The sequence below is a fragment of the Sorangium sp. So ce1335 genome (assembly GCF_051521615.1).
Classification (GTDB): Bacteria; Myxococcota_A; Polyangia; order Polyangiales; family Polyangiaceae; genus Sorangium.
In genome coordinates this window covers 7,553,688-7,577,642 of sequence record NZ_CP150363.1, presented here as the reverse complement: position 1 = coordinate 7,577,642, position 23,955 = coordinate 7,553,688, and the positions used below count along the sequence as shown (strand labels likewise).

Genomic DNA, 23,955 nt, shown 5'->3' with positions numbered 1-23,955 from the left:
GACCTGGGACGATCCGACCCGGGTTGAAGAGCGAAGACGACCCGACCTGGGTTGACCTGGGACGATCCGACCCCGACGACCCGACCCGGGTTGACCGCGGACGACCCGACCCAGGTTGAAGAGGGCGAGCCGACGCGGGTCAACTAGCGGCGAGCCGACCCGAGTTGACCTATGGGCGCGAGCCGACGCGGGCCGAGGACCCGGGCGACCGGACCCGAACACCCGCGGGGCGCTTACACCGTGAGCACGACATCGGTCACGTTCACGCCATGGAACGTGCGCATCCACCACGTGCCCGACGGAAATACCGCGCTGCGTACACCGGAACGCCAGCGCTCGAGCGCCGCCCGATAAGACGCACGAAATGCCCGTACTGCCGCACCAGCGATTCGCCATGCGTCACCCTGCTCACGCCCGACCGCAAACGTCGGATTGCGAGCGCGCAGCGCCTCGAAGCTTGTGGCGCGCCCGTAAGGGGAGATCGTGCTGGCACGCGTGGCGCCCAGGAAATGGAGTCCTTGCCGCTGCACCTCCGCGTGCGCCTGGGCTTCCTGCCGCTCGAGCTCGGCAGCGACCTCCCTGCGAAAAGCCTCTGCACCCTCATGCCCGATGCCGGGCGGCAGCGCGAGCGGGAGCGTCGCTTCCTCGGGCCACTGTGGATTCTCCGGGTCGAGGTACGCTGCGGGACGCGCCGCGTGCAGCCGGCCGCGGCCGAGCTCGCTGGTGTCTACCTTGGCGCCCGGCCACTCGCGCGCGCGCTTGACGAGACCGGCGGTCACAGGATTCGCGAGGACGTAGGCGATCTTTTCCACTACCGCCGCCCGCGTAAGCAACCGTACCACGCTGGTGGCCTCGTGGTCCCATACCGGGCCTTCCCATTTGCGGAGTACCTTGGTGCCGAGCGCCACGATGCGGTGGAAGAACTGCAGGAAGCGCGGCAGGACGCCATTCACGTCGGTTATGACGAGGTGGAGATGCGTTGACATCGCGCACATTGCATGGACCTCGATGCCGTAGCGGCGGGTCGAGACTGCAAGAGCGTAGATCAGGAACTGGTTGATTGCCGCGTCGGGGCGGAGGAGCAGGTGTCGCCGCAGGACGCGACGGGTGATGAGGTAGGTCGCGCCTGGTGCGATCTCGCGGGGCTGGCTCATGGCCGGTGCACATTGACAAATGCTGTGCCAGGGGTCGGGGCGAATGATATCGAGGGGTTACGGCGCACCATGAGTGGCGGCCGCCGGTGGTCCGCCAGTGGCTTTGCTATCTCTACGACCCCGATCTCATTGCTCCCCTGCTACCCCAACGTGGGGTGCTCGCCTGCTACTGCTGCGCTAACCCCGCTACCCCAACCTGGGTTGCTCGCCTGCTACCGCCGCCTGAGGTGTGTTGCCCGACGGGTGGCGGCCGCCAGGCGCCAGGTGCTCCGCCACCAGTGGTAGCCGATGGGTGGCGGCCGCCAGGCGCCAGGTGCTCCGCCACCAGTGGTAGCCGATGGGTGGCGGCCGCCAGGCGCCAGCCGGCGACCTTGGCAATCTCAACGTCGACCTTGGCGACCTTGGACCTCAACATCGGTCAGGTCTGCCTGCCACCTCAACGTCGGTCGGGTCTGGACCGGTCTGGACCTCAACGTCGGTCGGGCCTGCCGACGGGTCTGTCGGTCAGGTCTGCCGCCACCTCAACGCCACCTCGCCACCTCAACGTCGGTCGGGTCTGGACCGGTCTGGACCTCAACGTCGGTCGGGCCTGCCGTCGGGCCTGGACCTCAACGTCGGTCGGGCCTGCCGCCGGCCTGCCGACGGGGCTGTCGGTCAGGTCTGCCGCCGTGCTTACGAGTGCACGGCAATCTTCTGACGGGGCTACCGTCCCGGTCGTCGCCCTCGACAGCGAATTGACCCCTGGCTCCGCCGGTGAGAGGTCGATGGTGTGGCTTCGCCGGCCCCGGATGAGCGCGCCTGATCACGGGCGCCCGTCGGGTCTGGACTGACGATACGAGCTTCCCTGGAAGGAGTACGAGAATGCTGAGGCACCTGGCGACGAGCATCGTTTTCCTCGCGTTCGCGGCGGCTGGTCCGGTCGCGTGCACGGGATCGGGCGACGGCCCCGCGGCCCCCGGTGGCGGCAGTGTCGCGAGCGGGAGCGGCGGTGCCGCGCCTGTTGGCGGGCAGACCTCGACCAGCAGCGGCGCAGGCGGGGACGGCGCCACCGGCGGAGCTCCGGAGGGCACCGGCGGCGCTGGCACCGGCGGAGCTCCGGAGGGCACCGGCGGCGCTGGCACCGGTGGAGCTCCGGAGGGCACCGGCGGCGCTGGCACCGGCGGAGCTCCGGAGGGCACCGGCGGCACCGGCGCCGCCGGCTCCGGCTGCGTCGGCATGGGCGGGATCACCTACACGCTCGCGACGGCGCCCGCGCCCACCCCAGAGCAGCAGTCTGCGTATGACATGATCACGAGCGCCATGGATGAAGCCCTGTCCTACTACAACTGCCACACAAGCATCGAGAAGAGCCTGCGGGTCTCCTACGAGCCCTCGGTCGCCACGGCCGACGGCAACGTCAACGGATCCATCCGGTTCGGCGCGCTCAGCTCGATGAACCACATCACCGCCATGCACGAGGTCGCGCACACCCTCGGGGTCGGCAGCAGGGAGTTCGGCGCGCTGGTTGTGGACGGCATCTTCACGGGCCCGGAGGCGACCCGCCAGCTCAGGGCGATCACGGGGAACGACGCCGACGTCGTGCACGCCGACAGTCAACACTTCTGGCCCTACGGACTCAACTACACGACCGAGGTCAAGACCACGGACGACCTCGTGAACCACTGCAAGATCGTGACCGCCATCCGTGCGGACATCGGCCTCTGAGAGCGCCCCCGGCCCCGCTCATTCGAGGTACGCCGCCAGCCCGAGCTCCTGATCGCGAATGGCCCCGGCCACGAGCCCCGCGATCTGCGCCGCCCCGGAGCGCGCGAAGTGCGTGTGATCATCGCAGAAGAACTCGCCGACGGGCCCGCCGGTCGTCGCGCTCACGTCGCCCCCGGGGACGGGGCAGAAACCCAGCTCGTTGTACAGCCGGACGCTGTGCTCGTGTAAATCGATCACCGGCACCCCGTGCTCCGCGCCCGCCTCGTGCGTCGCCGTCACGTAGCCGCCGCGCGTCCCCCGGGCCACGCTGCCGTCACAGGCGATGGCGCTCACGGGCGTCACGAACACGGGCTGCGCGCCCCGCTCCTGGGCCGCGCGGGCCATCATCCCATAGCTGCTCTTGAAGGCGTCGAGCCCCACGTGCCGATCGCAGGTGCGCGAGCCGTCGTTGATGCCGAACTGGATGAACAGGTAGTCGCCCCCCTTCATCCCATCGAGCATCCGGGCCCATCGGTCCTGCAGCACGGGCTCGCCGCTCGCGTCGCGGTTCAGCGCGCACTCCCCCGTGCTGTCCATCGTGGTCTGCACCTCGTACAGCCAGGTGCGCACGCTGCGGCCGCCGGCGGCGCTGTTCACCACGGTGACGCGGTCGTCGAACAGCGCCGCGAGCTGACCACCCCAGCCCGCCGGACAGGGGGTCTGCCCGTTGGCGACCGTGGAGTCGCCCGCGAGCCAGATCGTGATGTTCGGCAGCGGCCCCGTCCCGCCCGACCCGCCGCCACCGCTGCCAGCCGCGCCGCCCGACCCCACCGTACCCCCCGCGCCGCCGGCCCCCGCGCCGCCGGCCGCCTCACCGCCGTCCCCCTCGCCCCCACCCCCGGCAGCTCCCGCCGACGCCGAGGCGCCCCCCGCGCTCGCCGTCGAGCTGCTCGCAGGTTGCGCGTCCCCCCCCGTCCCGCCCCCGGCTCCGCCGGCTTCGCCGCGGCCACCGCTCCCGGACGTCTCCGGACCTGCGTTGCACGCGACGGTGAGCGCCGCGATCTGGGCCGCCCGGGCGACCATCCGGCGCGCGGGAAAAGGAACGGTGAATCGAGGGGGCCAGGACATGAACATGAGGGTCCTCCGGTCACGAACGCAGCACGAGATCATCCGTCATGTGCGGGGAGCCGCGAACGCGAGCGCGACGACGACGAGCCGCGACGGCGCCGAGGGCGAGCGCGCCCGGCCCACGTCACTGTGTCGGGTCGGCCTCCCAACCAATCACGACAGGCATCGTGTTTTCAAGTCTGCCGCTCGGGAGACGCCCCCGCGTGCTCGTTGGAATTTTGAAGCTCCAGCGGATCGACGCAGCGCCGCCGTCGATGAGGCGGCAACCGCGTGCCCCGGAGCGCAATGTGTGATCAACTCCACGAGGTCTGGGAATTCCTCGGCGCCGTACGTAAGACACTGTGCGTGCGAGCGTGCTGAAATTTTACGTCCACCGAGCGGGTCTCTGCCAGACGCAGCAGATCGCGCGGTGACGGGCTGAGGCAGGTAGTCGCTGCCTATCGGGTGGCTTTTGTCGATGTACATCCGAGAGCTGAAGGTGGGTGACGCCCTGACGGGAAAGCCGGTCGCTGGGTCGCATCAGCAGGAAGGTCGCCGCGCATCCCGCCGGTGACTCATGCAGTGATGATTGCAATTTCGAGCGATTGATGACTTGGTGGGCCCCGCGGGCCGGGTGGTTGGACACCGTCGGTCCGAGGTCCCTGGAGCGCCGTCCTGCATGAGAATCATCGATATTCGCGCCACCACCGTCACCGTGCCGCTCGAGGCGCCGCTGCGCCACGCGAACGGCTGTCACTGGGGCCGCTTCGTGCGCACCATCGTCGAGGTCGAGGCCGATAACGGCCTCATCGGCCTCGGCGAGATGGGCGGCGGCGGCGAGTCGGCCGAGGCCGTGTTCCGCGCCATGAAGGCCTACCTCGTCGGCCACGACCCCGCCCGCCTCGAGGAGATGCGGTTCAAGATCGCGAACCCGACGGCCTCTCTCTACAACAACCGCACCCAGATCCTCGCCGCGCTGGAGTTCGCCTGCCTCGACCTGCTCGGGCAGGCCTTCGGCGTGCCGGTCCACGACCTCCTCGGCGGCAAGCTCCAGGACGAGGTCCCCTTCGCTTCTTACCTCTTCTTCCGTTACCCGAACGCCGACGGCTCGGGCGAGGTGCGCACGCCCAGGCAGCTTGCCGATGAGGCGAGGACGCTCAAGAAGAAGCACGGGTTCACCTCCCACAAGCTCAAGGGCGGCGTGTTCCACCCCGACTACGAGCTCGAGTGCTATCGCGCGGTGGCCGAGGCCGTCGGGGGCGACCGCGTCCGCTTCGATCCGAACGCCGTCTGGTCGACCGAGCAGGGCATCCGCTTTGGACAGGCCATCGAGGACCTGAACAACGACTACCTCGAAGACCCGGTCTTCGGCCTCCACGCCATGCGCCGCACCCGCGAGAAGGTGCGGATGCCGCTCGCCACGAACACCGTCGTCGTCAACTTCGAGCAGCTCGCCGCCAACGTGCTGGACACGGCCGTCGACGTCATCCTGCTCGACACGACGTTCTGGGGCGGCATCCGGCCCTGCGTCAAGGCGGCCGGCATCTGCGAGACGTTCGGCCTCGGCGTCGCCGTCCACTCCTCGGGCGAGCTCGGCGTCCAGCTCGCGACGATGCTCCACCTCGGCGCGGTCATCCCGAACCTCTCGTTCGCCGCCGACGCGCACTACCACCACCTCAAGGACGACGTGATCCAGGGCGGCCCGCTCCCCTACCGCGACGGCCGCATCCGCGTCCCCCAGGGCCCCGGCCTCGGCGTCCGCCTCGATCGCGACAAGCTCGCCCGCTACGCCGAGGAGTACCGCCGCCTCGGCTCGTACCCCTACGACAAGGACCCGCTGCGCCCGGCCTGGTGCGCCACCGTGCCGAACGAGCGCTGGGCCGATCCGAACGACGACCGTATCCCCGAGGTGCCGCGATGACACTCGCTGACCGCGTGGCCAAGGCGATCGACGCCGCGCCCATCATCGATCTCCACACGCACCTCTTCGCGCCCCGCTTCGGCGCGCTGAACCTCTGGGGCGTCGACGAGCTCTTGACCTACCATTACCTCGTCGCCGAGACGCTGCGCGCCGAGCCGAAGGTCACGCCCGAGGCGTTCTTCGCCCGCGACAAGGCCGCGCAGGCCGACCTCGTGTGGGACGCGCTCTTCGTCCGCCGCTCGCCGCTGTCCGAGGCCGCCGCGGGCGTCGCCACCGTCCTCGCCGCCTTCGGCCTCGACCCCGCCGCCCGGAGCCTGCGCGACGCGCGCGCCTTCTTCGCCGCGCGCCGGGTCGAGGAGCACGTGGACGACGTGCTGCGCCTCGCCGGGGTGAGCGCGCTCGCCATGACGAACGACCCGACCGACCCGGCCGAGCGCGCCGTCTGGGACGCGGGCCCCGCGTCCGACCCGCGGTTCTACGCGGCCCTGCGCCTCGATCGCCTCGTCGCGTCGAGCGACCTCGCGTCCGAGCTCGACCGGTGGATCGCCCGCATGCGGCCGCGCTACCTCGCGATCTCCGTCAACGAGGTCTCGGCCCCGCCCCGCGCCGTGCTCGACGCGTGCCGCGCGCACGACCTGCCGTTCGCGATGATGATCGGCGTCCGGCGCGCGGTGAACCCCCGCCTCGGCGTCGCCGGCGACGGCGTGAGCACCGCCGACCTCGTGCCGCTCGAGCGGCTCGCCGACGAGAACCCCGACGTGCGCTTCCTCGTCACGACGCTCGCGCGCGAGAACGCGCACGGCCTCTGCGTCGTCGCGCGCAAGTTCGCCAACGTCCTCCCGTTCGGCTGCTGGTGGTTCATGAACAACCCGAGCCTCATCGAGGAGACCACCATGATGCGCCTGGAGATGCTCGGGCCGACCTTCGTCCCGCAGCACTCCGACGCGCGCGTCCTCGATCAGCTCATTTACAAGTGGCGTCACTCGCGGCGGTCGATCGCCCGCGCGCTGACGCGACGCTATGAGGCGATGCCCGTCCCGCCGACCGACGCGCAGCTCGAGCGCGACGCGCGGGCGCTCATGGGCGGCATCGCCGGGGAGTGGCTGGGAGCATGACGACCCTCTTCGATATCGCGGGCCGCACGGCCGTCGTCGTCGGTGGCACCTCCGGGATCGGGCGCGCGCTCGCCCTCGGCCTCGCCGAGGCGGGCGTCCACACCGTCGCCTCGGGCACCCGCGCGGACCGGGCCAGGGCGGTCACCAAGGAGATCCTCGCCCGCGGCGTGCGCTCGCTCGAGACGACGTGCGACGTCGGCGACCGCGCGAGCCTCGACGCCCTGCGCGACAGCGTCGTCGAGGCTCTCGGCGGCGTCGACATCCTCATCAACTGCGCCGGCCGCACGTTCCGCAAGCCGACCGCGGAGGTCGCCGACGCGGAGTGGAGCAGCCTGCTCGACACGAACGTCACCGGCATGCTCCGCGCCTGCCAGGCGTTCCACGGCCCGCTCAAGGAGAGCGGCCGGGGCCGCATCGTCAACATCGCCTCGCTGTCGAGCTTCGTCGCGTTCCACGAGGTCGCGGCCTACGGCGCGTCGAAGGCGGCCGTGCTGGCGCTCACGAAGAGCCTCGGGGCCGAGTGGGCGAAGGACGGCATCCGCACCAACGCCATCGTGCCGGGCGTCTTCGTGACCGACCTCAACCGCGCCCTCCTCGAGGGCACCCCGCGCGGCCAGGAGCTGCTCACCCGCACGCCCCTCGGCCGCTTCGGCGACGCCATCGAGCTGATCGGCGCGGCGCTCTTCCTCTGCTCCGACGCGGTCAGCTTCATCACGGGCACCAGCATCGCCGTCGACGGCGGCTTCCTCGCCTCCGGAGTCAACCAATGACCGCCGCGTCCCCCGCAGCCCCGGCGCACGGCGCCGCCATGACCCGCGTGCGCTGGACGGTCTGCGCGCTCCTCTTCTTCGCGACGACCATCAACTACCTCGACCGGCAGCTCTTCTCGCTGCTCGTCCCGTTCTTCGAGAGCGACCTGCGCCTCGGGCCGACGGATCTCGCGCTCATCAACGTGAGCTTCCTGCTCGCCTACGGCTTCGGCATGGTGTTCGTGGGTCGCTGGGTCGACCGCGTCGGCACGCGCAAGGGGCTCGGCGCGACGTTCCTGCTCTGGAACGTCGCCTCCGCGGCCCACGCCTTCGTCGGCAGCTTCGGCGGCTTCGCCGCGATCCGCTTCCTGCTCGGGGTCGGCGAGGCGGGCAACTTCCCGTCCGCCGTGCGCACCGTCGCCGAGTGGTTCCCCAAGAAGGAGCGGGCGCTCGCGACGGGGCTCTTCAACTGCGGCTCCAACGTCGGCGCCATCCTCGCCCCGCTCCTCGCGGTGCGCATCGCCGAGGCCTACGGCTGGCGCGCCTGCTTCCTCACCCTCGGCGGCGTCGGCGTCGTGTGGATCTTCTTCTGGACGCGCCTCTACCGGCGCCCCGAGGAGCACCCGAAGGTCTCGCCCGAGGAGCTCGCGCACATCCGCTCCGACGCGAAGGAGTCGACCGAGGCGCTCGGCATCGGCGAGGTGTTCGGCATGCGGCCCGTCTACGCGGTCGCGATGGCGAAGTTCTTCACCGACGCGCCGTGGTGGTTCTACCTCACCTGGCTGCCGAAGTTCCTCGTCGGCGAGTTCAAGCTCACGCCGACGTTCATGGCCTACGCGATCCCCGTCGTGTTCATCGTCGCCGACATCGGCGCGATCGGCGGCGGCTGGATCTCCTCGAGGCTCATCGCGAGCGGCCGCTCCGTCGGCACGTCGCGCAAGCTCGCGATGCTCGTCTGCGCGCTCTCCGCGGTGCCGGTCATGGCCGTCGGGCAGCTCGTCGACGTGCCGAGCGTCGCCGGCATCCCCTCGGTGTACGTCGCCGTCGCGATCCTCTCGCTCGCCGCGGCCGCGCACCAGGGCTGGAGCAGCAACCTCTACACGCTCGTCTCGGACACCCTCCCTCGCCCCGCCATGGCGACGGTGGTCGGCATCAAGACCGCGTTCGGCGTCGTCGGCGGCGCGCTCTTCCAGATCTTCGTGGCCCGGTCGCTCACGCTCACCGGCTCGTACGCCCTGCCGTTCCTGCTCGCCGGCAGCCTGTACCTCGTTGGCCTCCTGGTGCTGCACCTGCTCCTGCCGAAGGTCGAGCCGGTCACGCCGAAGCGGCGCGTGCCGCAGGCGGTGATCATCGCCGGCGGCCTGGCGATGCTCGCCGGCATCGCGGCGACGCAGTTCACCCTCAACGCCCCCCCGTACGCCTCCGTCGCCGGCTACCGCGAGACGCGGCCCGCCCAGCTCAACGCGACGGGCGCGCCGACCGAGGGCCCCGCCGCCCGCGTCGGCTGGATGGACGCGCGCTGGTACTTCTGGCCGACGGCCCAGGGGACCAAGGCCGAGCTCGTCAAGTTCGACCGCGACGGGCGGCCGATCGTCGAGACCCGCGGCGCCGGCGCCAAGGGCTACACGGGCCCGTCCGCTGCTGAGGTCGAGGCGGCCGGCGCCTCCGGAGGCGCCCGATGAACACCGTCCCCGGCGCGCCCCATCGCCCCTCCGGGGCCCCGGCGACCCCAGGGGATTTCCTCGTAGAACAGGCCTTTTCGCTGCGCGCTCCGCGCCCAAGTCAATAAGCCATGTCCCTCACGCTCCGCGATCCTTCCACGTGCCGCTGGGACCTCGTGTCCCTCGGCGAGGTCATGCTGCGCCTCGATCCCGGCGACGGCCGTATCTCGACGACCCGCACCTTCGACGCATGGGAGGGCGGCGGCGAGTACAACGTCGCCCGCGGTCTCCGCCGCTGCTTCCGGCTCCGATCGGCCGTCGTGACGGCCCTCGTGGACAACCCGGTCGGCCGCCTCATCGAGGACCTCATGCTGCAGGGCGGCGTGGACCTCTCGCTCGTGCGCTGGGTGCCGTACGACGGCGTGGGGCGGACGGTGCGCAACGGCCTGAACTTCACCGAGCGGGGCTTCGGCGTCCGCGGCGCGGTCGGCGCCTCGGATCGCGGCAACACGGCCGCGTCCCAGCTCAAGCCCGGCGACATCGACTGGGACGCCATCTTCGGCCGCGACGGCGCGCGGTGGTTCCACACCGGCGGCATCTTCGCCGCGCTCTCCGAGACGACGCCGGGCGTGGCGAAGGAGGCCATGGAGGCGGCGCGCCGGCACGGCGCCGTCGTCTCCTACGACCTCAACTACCGCCCCTCGCTGTGGAAGTCGATCGGCGGCCAGGCCCGCGCGCGCGAGGTCAACCGCGCGCTCGCGCCGTACGTCGACGTGATGCTCGGCAACGAGGAGGACTTCACGGCCGCCCTCGGCTTCGAGGTCGAGGACCTCGACGAGGCGCACGCCAACCTGAGCATCGGCGCGTTCGAGGCGATGATCGGGCGCGTCATCGCGGCGTTCCCCAACATCCAGGCCGTCGCGACGACCCTGCGCGTGGCCACGTCGGCGACGCGCAACGACTGGGGCGCGGTGCTGTACCAGGGCGGCAAGCTCTACCAGGCGCCGCCGCGCAAGGACCTGGAGATCTACGACCGCGTCGGCGGCGGCGACTCGTTCGCCTCCGGCCTGATCTACGGCTTCCTCACGGGCAAGGGCCCGCAGTGGTCGGTCGACTGCGGCGCGGCGCACGGCGCGCTCGCGATGACGACGCCAGGCGACACGACGATGGCGACCCTCGACGAGGTACTCAAGGCGATGAAGATGGGCACGGCGAGGGTGGACCGATGAGCGCAACCGCGAGTGGACCGATGAGCAAGAAGGACGTGCTCGCCTGGATCGAGCGCACGCGCGTCGTCCCCGTCGTGCGCGCGGGCTCGGCCGAAGAGGCGCTGCAGGCGGTCGAGGCGCTCCTCGAGGGCGGCATCGACGTCCTCGAGATCACGATGACGGTGCCCGGCGCTGTCGAGGTCGTGCGCGAGGTCGCCGCGCTCCACGGCGCCCGGGCGCTCGTCGGCGCGGGCACCGTGCTCGACGCCCGCACCGCCGAGGCGTGCGTCCAGGCCGGGGCGCGCTTCATCGTCAGCCCCGCGCTGGACGAGGCGACGGCGAAGGCGTGCCGCGCGATGGGCATCGTCCACGCCCCCGGCGCGCTCACGCCCACCGAGGTCGTCGCGGCGCACCGGGCGGGCGGCGACGTCGTGAAGGTGTTCCCCTGCGACGCGCTCGGCGGCCCGTCGTACCTCAAGGCGCTCAAGGCGCCCCTGCCGCACATCCCGCTGATGCCCACCGGCGGCGCCACGCTCCAGAACATCGGCGCCTTCCTCGCCGCGGGCGCGGTGGCCGTCGGCGTCGGCGGCAACCTCGTCGATCTGAAGCTCCTGCGCGAGGGGCGGCGCGAGGAGCTCGTCGTGCGCGCCCGCGCGTTCCGCGACGCGTGCCGCCCCACGTGAAGCGCGCGTAGGAGGCGCGACCACCGCTCGTCGTTCTCATCCCGGCGCGCGCCGCCGGGCAAGGCTGACCTGCGCCCGCGGCACGGCCCGCGCGGCGTGACGTAAATCCGCAATCAAATCAATGCCTTACGGTGCTCGTGGGGGGTCCCCGAGCGCCCTTCATGACCAGGGGCTTCGAACATGAACCAATCGCACGTTGCGAACCTGTTGGGTGCGTCGATCTTCCTCGTCGCGGCGGCCGCGCACGCCCAGGGCCCCGCGCCCGCCGGCGCGCAGACGCCGCCCGGCGCGGCGCCTCCGCCGGCCGCCGCAGCGCCGGCCCAGCCGGCCGCCGCGGCGCCGGCCCCTCCGTCGGCCGACGCCGGCATGACGCAGCTCCCGACGGGCACGCAGGCGCCCGCCACGCCGCCGCCGCCCCCGGACGCCGCGCCCGCGGCCGCAGCCCCGCCGCCGGCTCCCCCCGCGGAGGCGACGAAGCCCGCCGCTCCGGCCACCGTTCCGGTGATCGCCAAATGGAAGGCCACCGTCTACGGGATGGCGGAGTTCAACATCATGCACGACTCCACCCAGAGCTTCGGCGAGTCGGTGGGGGCCACGGTGATCCAGCGCGAGGACACCTACGCCGGGTCGCACGGCCGCACGCACTTCACGGCGCGGAACTCGAGGTTCGGCATCCGGGTGAGCGCGCCCGAGTTCGCGGGGATGAAGACCACCGCCAACCTGGAGCTCGACTTCTTCGGCAACCAGCCGCCCACCGCCTCCGAGGCGTCGCTCGTCAGCAGCGGCACCTTCCGCCTGCGCCAGGCCAACATCAAGATCGAGTCCGATTACGTCGACGTGATGATAGGCCAGTTCTATCACCTGTTCGGGTGGCAGCCGTTCTTCTTCCCGGCCACCGCGTCCTTCTTCCCGGTGATGAACCAGGTCTTCGGCCGGATGCCGCAGCTCCGCGTCGGCCACACCTTCAAGACGGATCCCGTCAACCTGGAGATCGCCGCGGCCGCGGTGAAGCCGCCGCAGCGCGACGCCGAGGTGCCCGACGTCCAGGCGGCGCTCCGCTTCGGCTTCAACGACTGGAAGGGGATCCACACGCTCGGCGCCGGCGGCATGTTGATCGACCCGCTGACCCTCGGCGTCTCGGGCATCTTCCGCCACTTCCGGCTCCCCGAGTTCTCCGCCGCGCCTGTCGCGTCGAGGTCGGCCGACGGCTACGGGATCTCGGTCGACGCGGTGGTCCCCATCATCCCTGTCACCGCGCTGGAGGAGCCTGGCAATGCGCTGACGCTGACCGGATCGTTCTTCGCGGGCACGGGCATCGCAGATATCGTCGGCGTCGCGAGCAACGTGCCGAACCCGCCGCTCCCCGACAACGCGGTCTACACGCCCGGCATCGACAACGGCCTCGTCGTCTACGACGCGAACGGCAACCTGAAGACCATCGGCTGGAAGGGGTTCATGGTGGGGCTCCAGTACTACCTGCCTCCCTCGGGGCGCATCTCCATCTCCGGCAACTACACCCAGGGCTGGAACGACCGGGTGACGGCGGAGAACGGCTACGCCGCCCTCCGCACCGCCTACCGCGAGTCGCGCTACATCGACGGCAACGTGTTCATCGACATCACGCCGGCGCTCCGTACGGGGCTCTCGTTCCAGTACTCGGAGCAGACCTTCGCCGACGACGTGACCGCGACGAACGAGCGGCTCGAGCTGGCCCTCTACTCGTTCTTCTGAGAGGCAGCGGCCAGGGCGCCCTGCGCCGCGATGCCCGGAGCGGCCCGGGCGGGGGAGGGGTGATCGCCCGACGGGGCGCGCGACGGGCCGCGCCTCGCCCGGGGCGCCTCCGCCTCAGGGAGGCGCCGCCGGATCGAGCAGCACGTGCTGACACCACCGGTGCAGGCTCACGTCGTCTCGAGCGAACGACCAGCGGGCGGCGAGCCACCGCTCCGCGGGCTCGAACAGCGCGTCGAGGCCCTGCGCCTTCAGCCATTCGCGGGCGAGGCGTCGATCCCGGACCGTGGCGGTCGAGGTGATGTACGGCGTGAGGTAGCAGACGGCCGACAGCGGCTCGAGCCGGGCGTCTCCCAGGATGCACGGGCCGCCGAAATCGACGACGGCGCTCACCTCCTCGCCCTCGACGAGCACGTTGCCCGGGAAGAGATCCAGGTGCACGAAGCTCGGCCGATCCGGCTCGGGCAGCGCCGCCGCCAGGCGCGCCGGATCCACGCCCGCGAAGGCGCTCCCGGCGCAGGCGAGGCTCTTCCCCGCGCGCTGCTCGAGGTAAGCGCGGTGAGAGCTCGCCCGGATCGGCTCCGCGTCGCACAGGTCGCCGTACCACGCGTGGTCGAGGCGCAGGGCGCAGAGGCGCGTCGAGACCTCGAGGAACCCCATGAGGAGGCGGTCGCGCCCGGCCCCCTTCGCCTCCCCGAGCACGTGCAGGAGCGACCGCCCCGGGAGACGCGGCTCGATGGTGATCAGGCGCCCGTGCGCCTCGGTGAGCTCCAGGACACGCGGGATCGAGAACGGCACCGCGCCCGCGCTCCGGTGGAGGTCATCGAGCAACCGGGCGCGTCGCGCGACGGTCTCCCGCGTCGCCCCGGGGTGGTGGACGCGCGCGATCCTGTCCTTGCCGAGCGCGAAGACGCACGCCTCCCCGCCGACGCCGATCAGCGCGCCCTGGTCGAGGCCGAGGTGGCTCATCACCAGAAGGAGCGGGGCGTCGTCCTCGAGGCTCATGTCGTCGTTCCCTGCACTGCCGACGATGGACGATAACGCCTGTCGCGCCGCCTCATCGCACGAGTGTTCGTGAAGTAGGGTGAACTGACGCGATGCGTTGTGACGCGGGCGGTTCATCGGACCGTCCGGTCGGGTCGAAAATGCGGCGTCGATTGAACGTTCCGCGGCCGACCGGGAACGGAGGTCTGTTCGGTCACGCAGCGGCGGCTCCCCACGAGAAGCCGCGCCCCAAGGAGTCCCTGATGACGCTCGTCTCCTCTGCCCGTGCGGCGCGGAGCGCTTCGCCGCGCTCCGTCCGGCGCCGGCTCGTCAAGCCGCTCCTCGGCCTCACGGCCTTCGCGGCGCTCTTCCTCGCGCTCGCGTGGCACCTGGACGCGCCCTCCTCGGCGGCGGGGCGCCTCGGCGCGATCGCCGCGAGCCCGCTCGCCCAGCTCTCTCGCACCGCCGCCGATCGCGCGCTCATCGCGGGGCGCGTCGAGGAGCGCCTCCCGGCCGGCTCGTACACCTATGTCGCGGTGCGCGCCGGCGAGGCCCTCACGTGGGCTGTCACGCTCGGCGACGCGCCGCCCCCCGGCACGCCGGTCGAGGTGCGGAGCATGGGCCGCCGGACGAACTTCCACTCACGTCGCCTCGAGCGGACGTTCCCCGAGCTCGTCTTCGGGATCGTCTCGCGCGCTGACTGAGCCCCCCGCAGCGCACGGAACAGAAAGGACACTGACCATGACGAAACGTACGTTGAATCCTTCGTCGAGCGCGATGAACGAGCGCTCGTCGGGCGCCATCGCCGGCGCCGTCCTCGCGGCGCTCGGGGTGATCCTGTCGGGATGTGGCTCCGATACCGGCACGGCGACGCCCCAGGACGCCGCCCCCGAGTGCACGGGCGGCGTGCTCGAGGCCGATCTCCAGGCGGAGCCGCTGAGCGGGCCCGGCGTGGACCCCGCCACAGGGAAGGTCCGGCCTCCGCCGGAGGGCGCTTCGTACACGATCAGCTCGACGTACGGCATCCCGAGGCCGGGCGACGCCGTGATGGAGCGCTACGTGCAGATGTTCGGGGCGATCCAGGCGCAGCTCGCGTCGCAGCCCGGGCTCGTGGCGATGCAGCTCGCCCAGTCGTCGTCGTGCGGCTCCGGGCGCACGCTGGCCGTCTGGGAGTCGACCGAGGCGATGTACGCGTTCGTCATGAGCCCGGCCCACCTGGCGGCGATGGACGCGGTGGACGAGCTGGTCCAGCCCAACTACGCGGTCACGCACTGGGAAACGACGAGCGCCGACGAGGTGACCATGGCGCAAGGCGCCCGACGCATGGCGAGCGAAGCCGCGTCGCGATGAGCTGACGCCGCGGCGGTCGCGCCGTCACCGCGCCGGCGAGGTCCCTGTCGCCGGGGGCGCCAGGGTCTGCCGCGCCAGCTCCTGGACGTAGGCGAGGCGGTCCGCCGGCGTCTCGAGCGCGTTCAGCCCCCGGTAGAGCCCCGCGAAGAACGCCGGGAAGAACACCGCCGAGAGCGCGGCCACGACCCGACGCGCGGCCGCCTGCTGCTCGAGCCCAGGTACGGCCGCCTGGACCCGATCGCGCAGGCGCTCCATCACGGGCGCGAAGAGCGTCGGAAAAGGACCGCTGTAGTCGTCGGCGTGGAACCCGCCGTGGAGGTGGGCCCTGCCCACGTTCGGATAGCGAAGGCTGCCCTCGAGGTAGTAGCCGAGGAGCCCGCCGAGCGCCTCCAGGGGGGCGCCGGGCATCCGCGCGAGGAACTCCTCGGTGTCCTCCAGCATGTGCCGGATCGACCCGTCGAGCGCCGCCGCGAGCAGCGCCTCCTTGGACCGGAAATAGTAGTTCACCGCGGCGATGTTCACCCCGGCCGCGGCCGCGATCTTTCGCACCGTCACCTGCCCGACGCCGTGCTTCTCGATCTGATCGATCGCAGCGACGACGAGCCTCTGCCGTGGATCGTCCGCCTGGGCGGGTGGTCGATCTCTGTCGTTCATACGCTTGTTTGAAACGCACCTTGACAACCCCGCGCGCAGGTGTCAACGGTTGAAACATATGTTTCAATCATTTGTTTCAACAGGGGCTGGAGGTGCACCGATGATCGATCGGCGGAGATTTCTCACCCACGCGGGCGTCGCGGGCGGCGCGGCTGCGCTCGGCTTCGCCTCGGGCCGCCGCGGGCTCGACGAGGAGGTCGCGTCCGCGCGGAAGGCACCGCCGAGGACGCGTCTCCGGGCGAGTCGGAGCGACTCCATGGGGCGCTCACGTGCCCGAAGCACATGATGGTGTTCGACGCGAGCACGGCGTCGCAGGTGCATTGCCAGGGCGGCAACCAGCTCCTCGCCCAGGCGCGGCTGTTCGACTGGCTCGACGAGCGGGTGGCGCGATGAGGCGGGGCCATCGTCCCGCCGCGCGTTCCCTGGCGGAGAGGCGAGGGGGGGACGCCCCCGGCCGGAGCGCGCGGATCTCGCGGCGGCGCCTCGCCCTCGCGGCGTTCCTGGGGTGCTTCGCGCCCGGCGCGGCGTGGGGCCAGTTCCCCGACCTCGTGGACCTGAGCGCGCAGTACATGCCGGGCGTCGCGCTCGAGGACCCGCGCCCCACGCGGGCGCAGGTCTCCTCGTACGAGGTGAGCGTCAATGTGCCCATCCCCCTCGGGGAGAGGACGTACCTGATCCCGGGGGCGACCTACCACGTCGAGGCGGTCTCGTACGCCGACGCCTCGCCCGGCTTCGACAAGCTCCGGGCCTTTCACGCCGTCGACGTGCCCGTGCTCTTCGTCCAGCTCCTCCCCCGCGACTGGTCGCTCTCGCTGCGCGTCGCGCCGGGGCTGGCGGGCGACTTCGAGCGCTTCGACAGCGGGCTCGCCCGCGTCAGCGCGCTCGCGCTGGCGACCCACACGCTCTCGGAGAAGCTCGTCCTCGGGGGTGGAGCGCTCGCGTCGTTCAGCTTCGGCTCGTTCCTCCCGCTGCCAGCCGCTTACGTCGACTGGACGCCGAACCCGTACTTCCGCCTCGAGGCCTTCCTCCCGGGCTTCGCGGCGGCGAAGCTCACGTTCTCGGATCGGGTCGAGATCGGCCTTCGCGCGGACGTGGCGGGGAACGCCTACGCGGTGCGCGACGCGCGCGTCACGGGCGCGTGGCCGTGCGCGGCCCAGCCGGCCGACGACCCTGCGACGGCGCAGGACGAGCGGGTGGCGCGGCCCGAGCAGTGCGTCGACCACATCGCCTACTCGGTCGCGACGGCGGGCGTCACGCTCGGCGTGCGCGCCTTCTCGTCGGTGTGGGTGACCGCCCAGGCAGGCCACAGCCTGTTCCGCCGCTTCGAGCCGATGAACGACGACGATGAAGGCACCCCCGGAGGCGGGCAGAGCATCCCGGACGCGTTCTTCTTCCGCGCCGGCGTGACGTGGCGTATCCCGAGGACCTGAAGCGCAGCGTCGCTTCCAAGGAGAAGATCGCATGATGGTTTCCGTCGTGACCCGGGGCGAGATACGGCTGGCCGGCATCAAGGTGGTTGGCCGGCGCAGCGAGCTCAGCCACCGCGTGCCCCTCGCCTGGATCGAGCTCGTCGATCGCCTCGATTCCGTACCCCACCTCGTGGACCGGCGCGTGTTCCACGGGGCCTTCCCCGAGAGCGACCACCAGCGGGCGGGCAACGACGGTGTCTACACCTACTGGGCGTGCGCCGAGGTGAGCGAGGGCGGGGCGCTCCCGGAGGGCCTGCAGCCGCTGGTGCTCCCGGCGCGGACCTACGCGGTCGCGCGGGTCGAGGGGACCGCGGAGGCCATCGAGGCGACCTACGTGGGGCTCGCGCGCTGGGTCGAGGCGCAGGGCAGGCGCGTCGACGCGCAGGCCTCGTGCCTCGAGCGGTACGACGAGCGGCGGCAGAAGGTGACACCCCCTTACGAGCGCTTCGACTACGAGGTGTGGAAGCCGCTGGAGGCGTGACGAGCGCCTGTCCGCCGGCCTCGACGCGGGGCGCGAGCGGCCCGGCGCGCGGGCCAGGCAGGAGGGCGCCGGGCTCGACCGGCGGGACCACGCCGTACGTGCGCGACGGTCCCCGCGCTCTGCGGCCGCGCGCCGCCCCGGGGCGGCGCGCGGCCGTCGAGGGCGCTGTCGCCGGGAGCCCGACGGGTGCTACTGGATGGCATGAGCGGGTACGTCTCGCTGTTTCTCATGTCGCTGTCGGCGGTCTTCTTCGTCGTCGACCCCATCGGCATCGTGCCGCTGTTCCTGACCATGACCGCGGGCGATCCGCCGGAGAAGGTGCGGCGCACCGCGCGGCGGGCGTGCGCGGTCGCCGGCGGGCTGATGCTGTTCTTCGCCCTGTTCGGCGGCGTCATCTTCAAGGTCTTCGGCGTCTCGCTCGGCGCGTTCCGGGTCGCGGGCGGCATCCTGCTGCTCATCACGGCGCTCGACATGCTGCGCGCCCGCGCGTCCGCGACGCGCACGACCCCGCCCGAGGAGCAGGAGGGCATCGAGAAGGAGGACGTGGCGCTGGTGCCGCTCGCCATGCCGCTCCTGGCCGGGCCGGGCGCCATCGCCACCGTGATGGTGCTCATGGCGCGCGGGGGCGAGGACCTCATCGCGATGGCGCTGGTGATCGCCAGCGTGGCCATCACCTTCATCGCGTCCTACTTCGTGCTGCGCGGGGCCGGGCTCCTGCAGCGGGCGCTCAAGGCGTCGGGCGTGGCCGTGCTCGAGCGCGTCATGGGCCTCATCCTCGCCGCCATCGCCGTGCAGTTCATCGCCGACGGCGTGAAGGCGCTCTGGGGCGCGTGACGCGCCCGCCGCGGCCCGGGATCAGCGCGCGGCAGCGCTCGCCCCGCGCGGCGCGCCGAGGCGGCTCATCGCGTAGGCGAGCCCGCTCTGGAGCGTGCCCTGCGTGGTGATCCGGCCGAAATCGATCCCGAGCCCCACGAGCGTCCTGGCGATCTCCGGGCCGATGCCCACCATCACGCTCCGGCAGCCGAGCAGCTCGGCGGCCTGCACCGCGCGCGCCAGGTGGCGCGCCACGGCGGTGTCGATCACCGGCACGCCGGTGATGTCGAGGATCACGAACTCCGCGCTCCGCTGCCCGATGGCCTGAAGCAGGCTCTCCAGCGCCTGGGCCGCGCGCCTGTCGTTGATCTCCCCGACCAGCGGCATGAGCAGGATCCCCTGCCAGATCTGGATGACCGGCATCGCCACGCGATCGAGCATCGCCGCCTGCGCGTCGATGATCGCGCGCTGCTCCCGGTTCTCCGCCGCGATCCGCTCGGCCTCCATGTGCCGTCGCTTCAGATCGGTGATGTCCGTGATGAGCCCGCAGAGGCCGACCACCTCGCCCTGCGCGTTCTTCATCGGGAACTTGCGGGTCCATATCGTGCGCGTCACCCCGTCCGCTCCCGTGGCGGCCTCCTCGTTCTCGCTCGGCTCACCGGAGTTGAAGACGAGATCGTCGTAGCTCCAGAACAGCTCGGCCTGCTCCCTGGGCCAGTAATCCGGGTCGCTGCGGCCGATGAGGTCCTCGTAGCGCTGCCCGATCAACCTGCAGAAACCCGGGTTGCACGCGATCCAGCGATGGTGCCGATCCTTGACGAAGACGGGATCCGGGATGGTGTCGAGGACGAGCTGGAGCAGCTCGAATGTCTTCCAGTCCGTGACGTCGATGCGGGGGAGCGAGAACGCCATGCAATGAGCCGATCTCCCCCCGAGCATTCCTCTCTTATCAGCCATCGTGGAAGGCTCCGCAAGGCCCGCGAGGGACGGGATCTCGGCCCCGGAGAGCAAGACGTAGTGGCGCACTGCACGATGTCTTGAACGTATTTCGTCTTTCTAGTGACCGTCACAATTTACGTGGCGGCTTGAAGCGGAGAGACGCGCGCGTGAGCGCCCCGACAAATAGGGACTCACGCGGAGGCGTGCGCGAGCTCGCGACGCGCGTGACGAGCGCGGTGCGCGGGGCGCTCCAGCGCCTTCGCCACGCGCGTCACGAGGTCGCGCACGAAGCGGATGGCCTCGTCGTCCTCGACAGCGCTCCGCCAGAGCAGCTCCAGCGGCGCGCCTCGCGGGGCGAGCGGCAGCGCCGCCGTCCGGAGGCGCGGGCGCAGCGACGTGATCTCGTGCGCGACGATCCGGGGCACCGTGGCGAGCAGGGCGCTGCCCTCCACGACGGCGCCGACGCTGTGAAAGCTCGGCACCGACACCCGCGCCCGCCGCTCCACGCCGAGGCTGTCCTCGATGACGCCGCGCAGATCACCGTTGTACGAGACGATGACGTGATCGTGCGCGAGGTAACGCGCGAGCGTCAGCCGCTTGCCCACCCGCGCGTGGCGCGGGTCGAAGAGGCACACGAAGCTCCCCGTGAACAGCGCGCGCCGCCGCGCGCCGGCCGGCAGCTCGCCCGCCACGGTGACCGCGAGGTCCACCGCCGAGGAGCCCAGCGCGCCACCGACGGTGCGGAACTGCACGGGGATCACGACCAGCCGCATGCGCGGCGCCTCGTCGGCGAGCGCGCGGAGGAGCGACGGGAGGAGCCACGCCTCGGTCGCGTCGGAGAGGCCGAGCCGCACGGTGCGCTCGCTCGTCGGCGCGTCGAACGCCGCCGGGGAGAGCGCGGCCTCGACGAGCGCCTCGAGGTGCGGCCGCGCCGACGCGAGCAGGCGCTGCCCGCGCGCCGTCAGCGCGACCCCGCGCCCCGCGCGGACGAAGAGCGGCGCCCCCACGGCCGACGCGAGCCGCCGGAGCGCCGCGCTCACCGCGGGCTGCGTCAGGTACAGGCGCCGCGCCGCCGCCGTGACGCTGCCCGCCTCGGCCACGACGACGAAGGCGCGGAGCAGGTTGAGGTCGAGGTCCTTATCATAAATTCCATTCATGATTTCTATACATACTATTCGCTCGACTTCACTGTGGGGAGCCTTAACCTCGGCAGCGCGCCCGGCGAGGGGCTCACAGGGGAAAGGGACGTCAGATGCGGATACTGATCACCGGGGCGACGGGGTATATCGGGTCACGGGTCGCGCGGCGGCTCCACGCGAAGGGGCACGCCGTCCTCGCGGCGGTGCGCGACGAGGCGAGCGCGCGCCGCCTGCGCGACATGGGGGTTCTGGCGGAGCCGCTCCGCGCGTCGCTCGACGACGTGGAGATCCTGGCCGAGGCGGCGCGCGCGTCGGACGCCGCGGTGCACATCGCCTTCGAGATGCGCGGGGGCGATCTCCGGGCGGCGGTGGCGCAGGAGCGGCGCGTGGCGCAGGCGCTCGCCGACGCGCTCGCCGGGACGGGCAAATGCCTCCTCGGGACGACCGCGACCGGCGTCGTGGGCAATACCGGGCCCGCCCCGGTGGACGAGGACCACCCCTCGGAGCCCGGCCACGGGGCGGCGGTGCGGCGCGAGGTCGAGGGCGATTACCTGGCCGCGGCGCAGCGCGGGGTCCGCAGCGCTGTCATCCGCCCCTCGATCCTCACCCACAGCGACGCGCCCCACGCCGTCGTGCCGAGGCTCGTGGCGGCCGCGCGCCGGGAGGGCGTCGCCCACCACCTCGGCCCGGGCGACAACCAGGTCACCTGCGTCCACGTCGACGATCTGGCCGACCTGTACGTCCTCGCGCTGGAGAAGGCGCCTCCGGGCCGCGTCTACAACGGGGCCGGCGCGAACGTGGCGACGGGCGACGTGGCCCGCTCTATCGGTCGCGCCCTGGAGGTGCCCGTCGCGAGCGCCTCGCGCGAGCAGGCGGCGGCGCTCTGGGGGCCGTTCTTCGCCATGCTGCTCGCGCTCGACAACCGCATGTCGAACGAGCGCGCGCGCCGCGAGCTCGGCTGGCAGCCGTACCGGACGACGAACCGCCTGGAAGACGACATCGCCCTGCTCGCCCGCGCCGTTTGAACGCTCCGCGCGCGGCCGGGGACGAAGCTCCGATCCTGCTATCGCCGAGGGCCCGCCTGCCGCATCAGCCCGTCGGTGCAGGCGTGCCATGCGTCGGGCTCGAGGAGCTGCGATGGATCGTCCGGCGGCTCGGCCTGCGCTGCTTGTCCGGCCGAGCCCATGAGCGCCAGCAGTCCCCGCAACCTCGCGCGGTCGCCGCGCGCGAGGCAATACGTCATGCTGGCCGCCTGCACATAGAACAGGACCGCTTCATCGGAGCGGAGCGTGTACGGAACCGCCTGCTCCATCACCTCCAGCGCCATGGGGGCCTCGCGTATCCGGCCGATCCAGCTCGGGTCGAGCCACCACGCTTCGCGCGCGACGTGCATGGCGATGCCCTCTTGCACCCAGGTCGGTCCCAGCATTCCGTGGCTCATCAGCACGTGGTGCGTCATCTCGTGCAGGACGCTGGTCTGTACGTCCGCGTGCGTCGCGACCACGTGCATCGCGCCGTCGTAGTAGGCGACGACGTCGCGGTTCGTGCATGCGGCGGCCACGAGCAGCTCCGCGTCGAAGTACACGAAGACGTCGGGGCGCTGGGCCTCGAGGCTCAACTGCGCGAACACCTCGCGCTCCGCCTGATCGAGGTAGTGCAGGACGGGCAAGTGCGCGCCTTCCGGCAGCCTGGGGTCGACGTACAGCCGCCCGGCGCCGCCCCCGTCTTCCTCGTGGAATCGCGACATCAGGGTCTCGCGCGCCCGGGATGCCTCGCCGGGATCCGTGCACAGCCCGGGCTGCAACCGCCGCCGGAACGAGGACTGATCCACCCGGCGCGCGCGGCGCGGCGCGGGGTCTGCCTTCGCGGGGAGCTCGTCGCGCTGAACCTCGGCGGGCTCCTGCTCGACGTGGGAAGCCGTGCGCTCCGGCGGGCTCTGGTGTTCCGGCTCCCGCGCCGTCAGCGCCGGCTGCTGGAGGGGAGGCGCACCGGGCGCCGGCGGAATCGGCGCGGGCGTTGCGTCGTGCTGGCTTGCGCGAAAGGCTGGTCGCTCGGGCGCCGACGGGGCGGAGGGGGCCGCCGAGGGGATCGAGCGGTGTCTGGCAGAGGTGGTCGCAGCGCCCGAGCGTCGCGCGACCCACGCGACCACCGCGATGGCCACGGCCATCCCCAGTCCGAGCGCGAGGCAGCGAGCGAGCGTCACAGCGCGTCAGTCGCAGTAGCAAATGCAGTGCCGCCTGTGCTTGCGCGGCGTGGAGCGCCTTCGAGCGGCTCGTCCTGCGTCACCTCCGTCGATCTGTCACGCGCGAAGGCCATCGCCGACGATCTGGCACGACGGGTTGGCTCGATCAACCGGGACCGCATCGTGGCGGTCCACGGGGCCAGTGCGCGACGAGCCCAGTCCATGGGCGTCGACGCGCGGGCGGATCGAGGCGAAGAGCCCGAGTCGCGCACGACAGGCTGACCGGCCTGGATGGCATCTTGCCGCGCCAGCGTGGACGGAGTAAGTGCCATGGATATCCTCACGAGCGAGAGGCTCTCATGACCGACTCCTTTCGCATCCGCCGCGCCACCGCCGACCCGGCGGTGGCCGAGGCGCTTGCCGACGTGCTGATGGACTGCGTGGAGGGTGGCGCGTCGGTCGGCTTCATGCACCCGCTGCCGCGCGCCAGGGCGCTCGCCTTCTGGCAGAACACGCTGGCCAGCGCCGAGCGTGGAGAGCGCGTCGTGCTGGTGGCCGAAGACGTGGAGTCCGCAGGCATCATGGGCACGGTGCAGGTCGTCTTGACCATGCCCGACAACCAGCCGCACCGCGCCGACGTGGCCAAGCTACAGGTGCACCGCCGCGCGCGCCGCCGCGGCCTGGGTGAGGCGCTCGTGCGGGCCGCCGAAGCGGCCGCGCGCGAGGCGGGCAGGACGCTGCTGGTGCTGGACACCGTCACCGGCAGCGACGCCGAGCGTCTGTACGCCCGCCTGGGGTGGCAGCGCTGCGGCGTGATTCCCGGCTATGCGCTCTTGCCGCGCGGTGGGCTGTGCAGCACCACGGTGTTTTATCGAGAGCTGGCCGATTGATGGGTGGTGTGCGGCCTGCGTGAGGGCCGCGCGTCGCGACCCGAC

The 23,955-nt window shown here is 71.8% G+C and carries 23 protein-coding genes; 16 read left to right on the top strand and 7 right to left on the bottom strand.

Going from position 1 to position 23,955, the window contains the following annotated elements; genetic code table 11:
• Positions 1–233 precede the first annotated feature (233 nt).
• Positions 234–1,154 carry a transposase gene (locus tag WMF24_RS27920; protein ID WP_437730446.1) on the bottom strand — a complete coding sequence of 307 codons (921 nt, stop codon included), beginning with the start codon at positions 1,152–1,154 and terminating at the stop codon, positions 234–236.
• Between the two features lie 861 nt (positions 1,155–2,015).
• On the opposite strand from WMF24_RS27920, the gene WMF24_RS27915 reads away from it, so the two are divergent.
• A complete protein-coding gene (locus WMF24_RS27915) occupies positions 2,016–2,858 on the top strand; it encodes a hypothetical protein (protein WP_437730445.1) in 843 nt (280 codons plus the stop codon).
• Between the two features lie 18 nt (positions 2,859–2,876).
• Here WMF24_RS27915 and WMF24_RS27910 read toward each other — a convergent pair whose 3' ends face one another.
• Entirely contained in the window at positions 2,877–3,971 is a 1,095-nt protein-coding gene (locus tag WMF24_RS27910) for a GDSL-type esterase/lipase family protein (protein WP_437730444.1), read from the bottom strand.
• Between the two features lie 652 nt (positions 3,972–4,623).
• Here WMF24_RS27910 and WMF24_RS27905 point away from each other — a divergent pair.
• The 7 genes from WMF24_RS27905 to WMF24_RS27875 all read left to right on the top strand — a co-directional run bounded on the left by WMF24_RS27905 (position 4,624) and on the right by WMF24_RS27875 (position 13,012).
• The gene (locus WMF24_RS27905; RefSeq protein ID WP_437730443.1) at positions 4,624–5,865 is read left to right on the top strand and encodes an enolase C-terminal domain-like protein; all 1,242 of its coding nucleotides are present in this window, start codon (positions 4,624–4,626) and stop codon (positions 5,863–5,865) included.
• Positions 5,862–6,980, top strand: coding sequence for a hypothetical protein (locus tag WMF24_RS27900; protein ID WP_437730442.1), 1,119 nt, complete (start codon positions 5,862–5,864; stop codon positions 6,978–6,980). The genes WMF24_RS27905 and WMF24_RS27900 overlap by 4 nt, the downstream gene beginning before the upstream one ends.
• The gene (locus tag WMF24_RS27895; RefSeq protein ID WP_437730441.1) at positions 6,977–7,750 is read left to right on the top strand and encodes an SDR family NAD(P)-dependent oxidoreductase; all 774 of its coding nucleotides are present in this window, start codon (positions 6,977–6,979) and stop codon (positions 7,748–7,750) included. Before WMF24_RS27900 ends, WMF24_RS27895 begins: the two co-directional genes overlap by 4 nt.
• The gene (locus WMF24_RS27890; protein ID WP_437730440.1) at positions 7,747–9,411 is read left to right on the top strand and encodes an MFS transporter; all 1,665 of its coding nucleotides are present in this window, start codon (positions 7,747–7,749) and stop codon (positions 9,409–9,411) included. Before WMF24_RS27895 ends, WMF24_RS27890 begins: the two co-directional genes overlap by 4 nt.
• Before the next feature lie 110 nt (positions 9,412–9,521).
• Positions 9,522–10,619: a PfkB family carbohydrate kinase gene (locus tag WMF24_RS27885; RefSeq protein WP_437730439.1), complete on the top strand. Its 1,098-nt coding sequence runs from the start codon at positions 9,522–9,524 to the stop codon at positions 10,617–10,619.
• Between the two features lie 20 nt (positions 10,620–10,639).
• The gene (locus WMF24_RS27880) at positions 10,640–11,281 is read left to right on the top strand and encodes a bifunctional 4-hydroxy-2-oxoglutarate aldolase/2-dehydro-3-deoxy-phosphogluconate aldolase (protein WP_437730438.1); all 642 of its coding nucleotides are present in this window, start codon (positions 10,640–10,642) and stop codon (positions 11,279–11,281) included.
• A 180-nt stretch (positions 11,282–11,461) separates the two neighbouring features.
• Entirely contained in the window at positions 11,462–13,012 is a 1,551-nt protein-coding gene (locus WMF24_RS27875) for a hypothetical protein (protein WP_437730437.1), read from the top strand.
• A 114-nt stretch (positions 13,013–13,126) separates the two neighbouring features.
• Here WMF24_RS27875 and WMF24_RS27870 read toward each other — a convergent pair whose 3' ends face one another.
• Entirely contained in the window at positions 13,127–14,014 is an 888-nt protein-coding gene (locus WMF24_RS27870; protein WP_437730436.1) for a phosphotransferase family protein, read from the bottom strand.
• A 242-nt stretch (positions 14,015–14,256) separates the two neighbouring features.
• On the opposite strand from WMF24_RS27870, the gene WMF24_RS27865 reads away from it, so the two are divergent.
• Both WMF24_RS27865 and WMF24_RS27860 read left to right on the top strand, forming a co-directional pair.
• Complete coding sequence (locus WMF24_RS27865) at positions 14,257–14,697, top strand: hypothetical protein (protein WP_437730435.1); 441 nt, start codon at positions 14,257–14,259, stop codon at positions 14,695–14,697.
• A gap of 37 nt (positions 14,698–14,734) precedes the next feature.
• On the top strand, positions 14,735–15,343 hold the full coding sequence (locus WMF24_RS27860) for an antibiotic biosynthesis monooxygenase family protein (RefSeq protein ID WP_437730434.1): 609 nt from the start codon (positions 14,735–14,737) through the stop codon (positions 15,341–15,343).
• A gap of 24 nt (positions 15,344–15,367) precedes the next feature.
• On the opposite strand, the gene WMF24_RS27855 is transcribed toward WMF24_RS27860, so the two are convergent.
• Positions 15,368–15,997: a TetR/AcrR family transcriptional regulator gene (locus WMF24_RS27855; RefSeq protein WP_437730433.1), complete on the bottom strand. Its 630-nt coding sequence runs from the start codon at positions 15,995–15,997 to the stop codon at positions 15,368–15,370.
• A 58-nt stretch (positions 15,998–16,055) separates the two neighbouring features.
• Between WMF24_RS27855 and WMF24_RS27850 the strand changes: the two genes are divergently transcribed.
• From WMF24_RS27850 to WMF24_RS27835, 4 genes are all read left to right on the top strand, one after another.
• Positions 16,056–16,283 carry a twin-arginine translocation signal domain-containing protein gene (locus tag WMF24_RS27850; protein WP_437738864.1) on the top strand — a complete coding sequence of 76 codons (228 nt, stop codon included), beginning with the start codon at positions 16,056–16,058 and terminating at the stop codon, positions 16,281–16,283.
• A 103-nt stretch (positions 16,284–16,386) separates the two neighbouring features.
• Positions 16,387–17,427: a DUF6268 family outer membrane beta-barrel protein gene (locus WMF24_RS27845; RefSeq protein WP_437730432.1), complete on the top strand. Its 1,041-nt coding sequence runs from the start codon at positions 16,387–16,389 to the stop codon at positions 17,425–17,427.
• A gap of 31 nt (positions 17,428–17,458) precedes the next feature.
• A complete protein-coding gene (locus tag WMF24_RS27840) occupies positions 17,459–17,947 on the top strand; it encodes a GyrI-like domain-containing protein (protein ID WP_437730431.1) in 489 nt (162 codons plus the stop codon).
• A gap of 201 nt (positions 17,948–18,148) precedes the next feature.
• The gene (locus WMF24_RS27835; RefSeq protein WP_437730430.1) at positions 18,149–18,781 is read left to right on the top strand and encodes a MarC family protein; all 633 of its coding nucleotides are present in this window, start codon (positions 18,149–18,151) and stop codon (positions 18,779–18,781) included.
• 21 nt (positions 18,782–18,802) lie between these two features.
• On the opposite strand, the gene WMF24_RS27830 is transcribed toward WMF24_RS27835, so the two are convergent.
• Entirely contained in the window at positions 18,803–19,717 is a 915-nt protein-coding gene (locus tag WMF24_RS27830) for a PAS domain-containing protein (RefSeq protein WP_437730429.1), read from the bottom strand.
• A gap of 173 nt (positions 19,718–19,890) precedes the next feature.
• The gene (locus WMF24_RS27825) at positions 19,891–20,856 is read right to left on the bottom strand and encodes a LysR family transcriptional regulator (protein WP_437730428.1); all 966 of its coding nucleotides are present in this window, start codon (positions 20,854–20,856) and stop codon (positions 19,891–19,893) included.
• Between the two features lie 95 nt (positions 20,857–20,951).
• Here WMF24_RS27825 and WMF24_RS27820 point away from each other — a divergent pair, with 95 nt between their 5' ends.
• A complete protein-coding gene (locus tag WMF24_RS27820; RefSeq protein WP_437730427.1) occupies positions 20,952–21,863 on the top strand; it encodes an NAD-dependent epimerase/dehydratase family protein in 912 nt (303 codons plus the stop codon).
• A gap of 38 nt (positions 21,864–21,901) precedes the next feature.
• Here WMF24_RS27820 and WMF24_RS27815 read toward each other — a convergent pair whose 3' ends face one another.
• Positions 21,902–22,585 (bottom strand): translation initiation factor IF-2, encoded by a 684-nt coding sequence (locus WMF24_RS27815; RefSeq protein ID WP_437730426.1) that lies wholly within the window; start codon positions 22,583–22,585, stop codon positions 21,902–21,904.
• 794 nt (positions 22,586–23,379) lie between these two features.
• On the opposite strand from WMF24_RS27815, the gene WMF24_RS27810 reads away from it, so the two are divergent.
• A complete protein-coding gene (locus WMF24_RS27810; RefSeq protein WP_437730425.1) occupies positions 23,380–23,910 on the top strand; it encodes a GNAT family N-acetyltransferase in 531 nt (176 codons plus the stop codon).
• Positions 23,911–23,955: the final 45 nt, after the last annotated feature.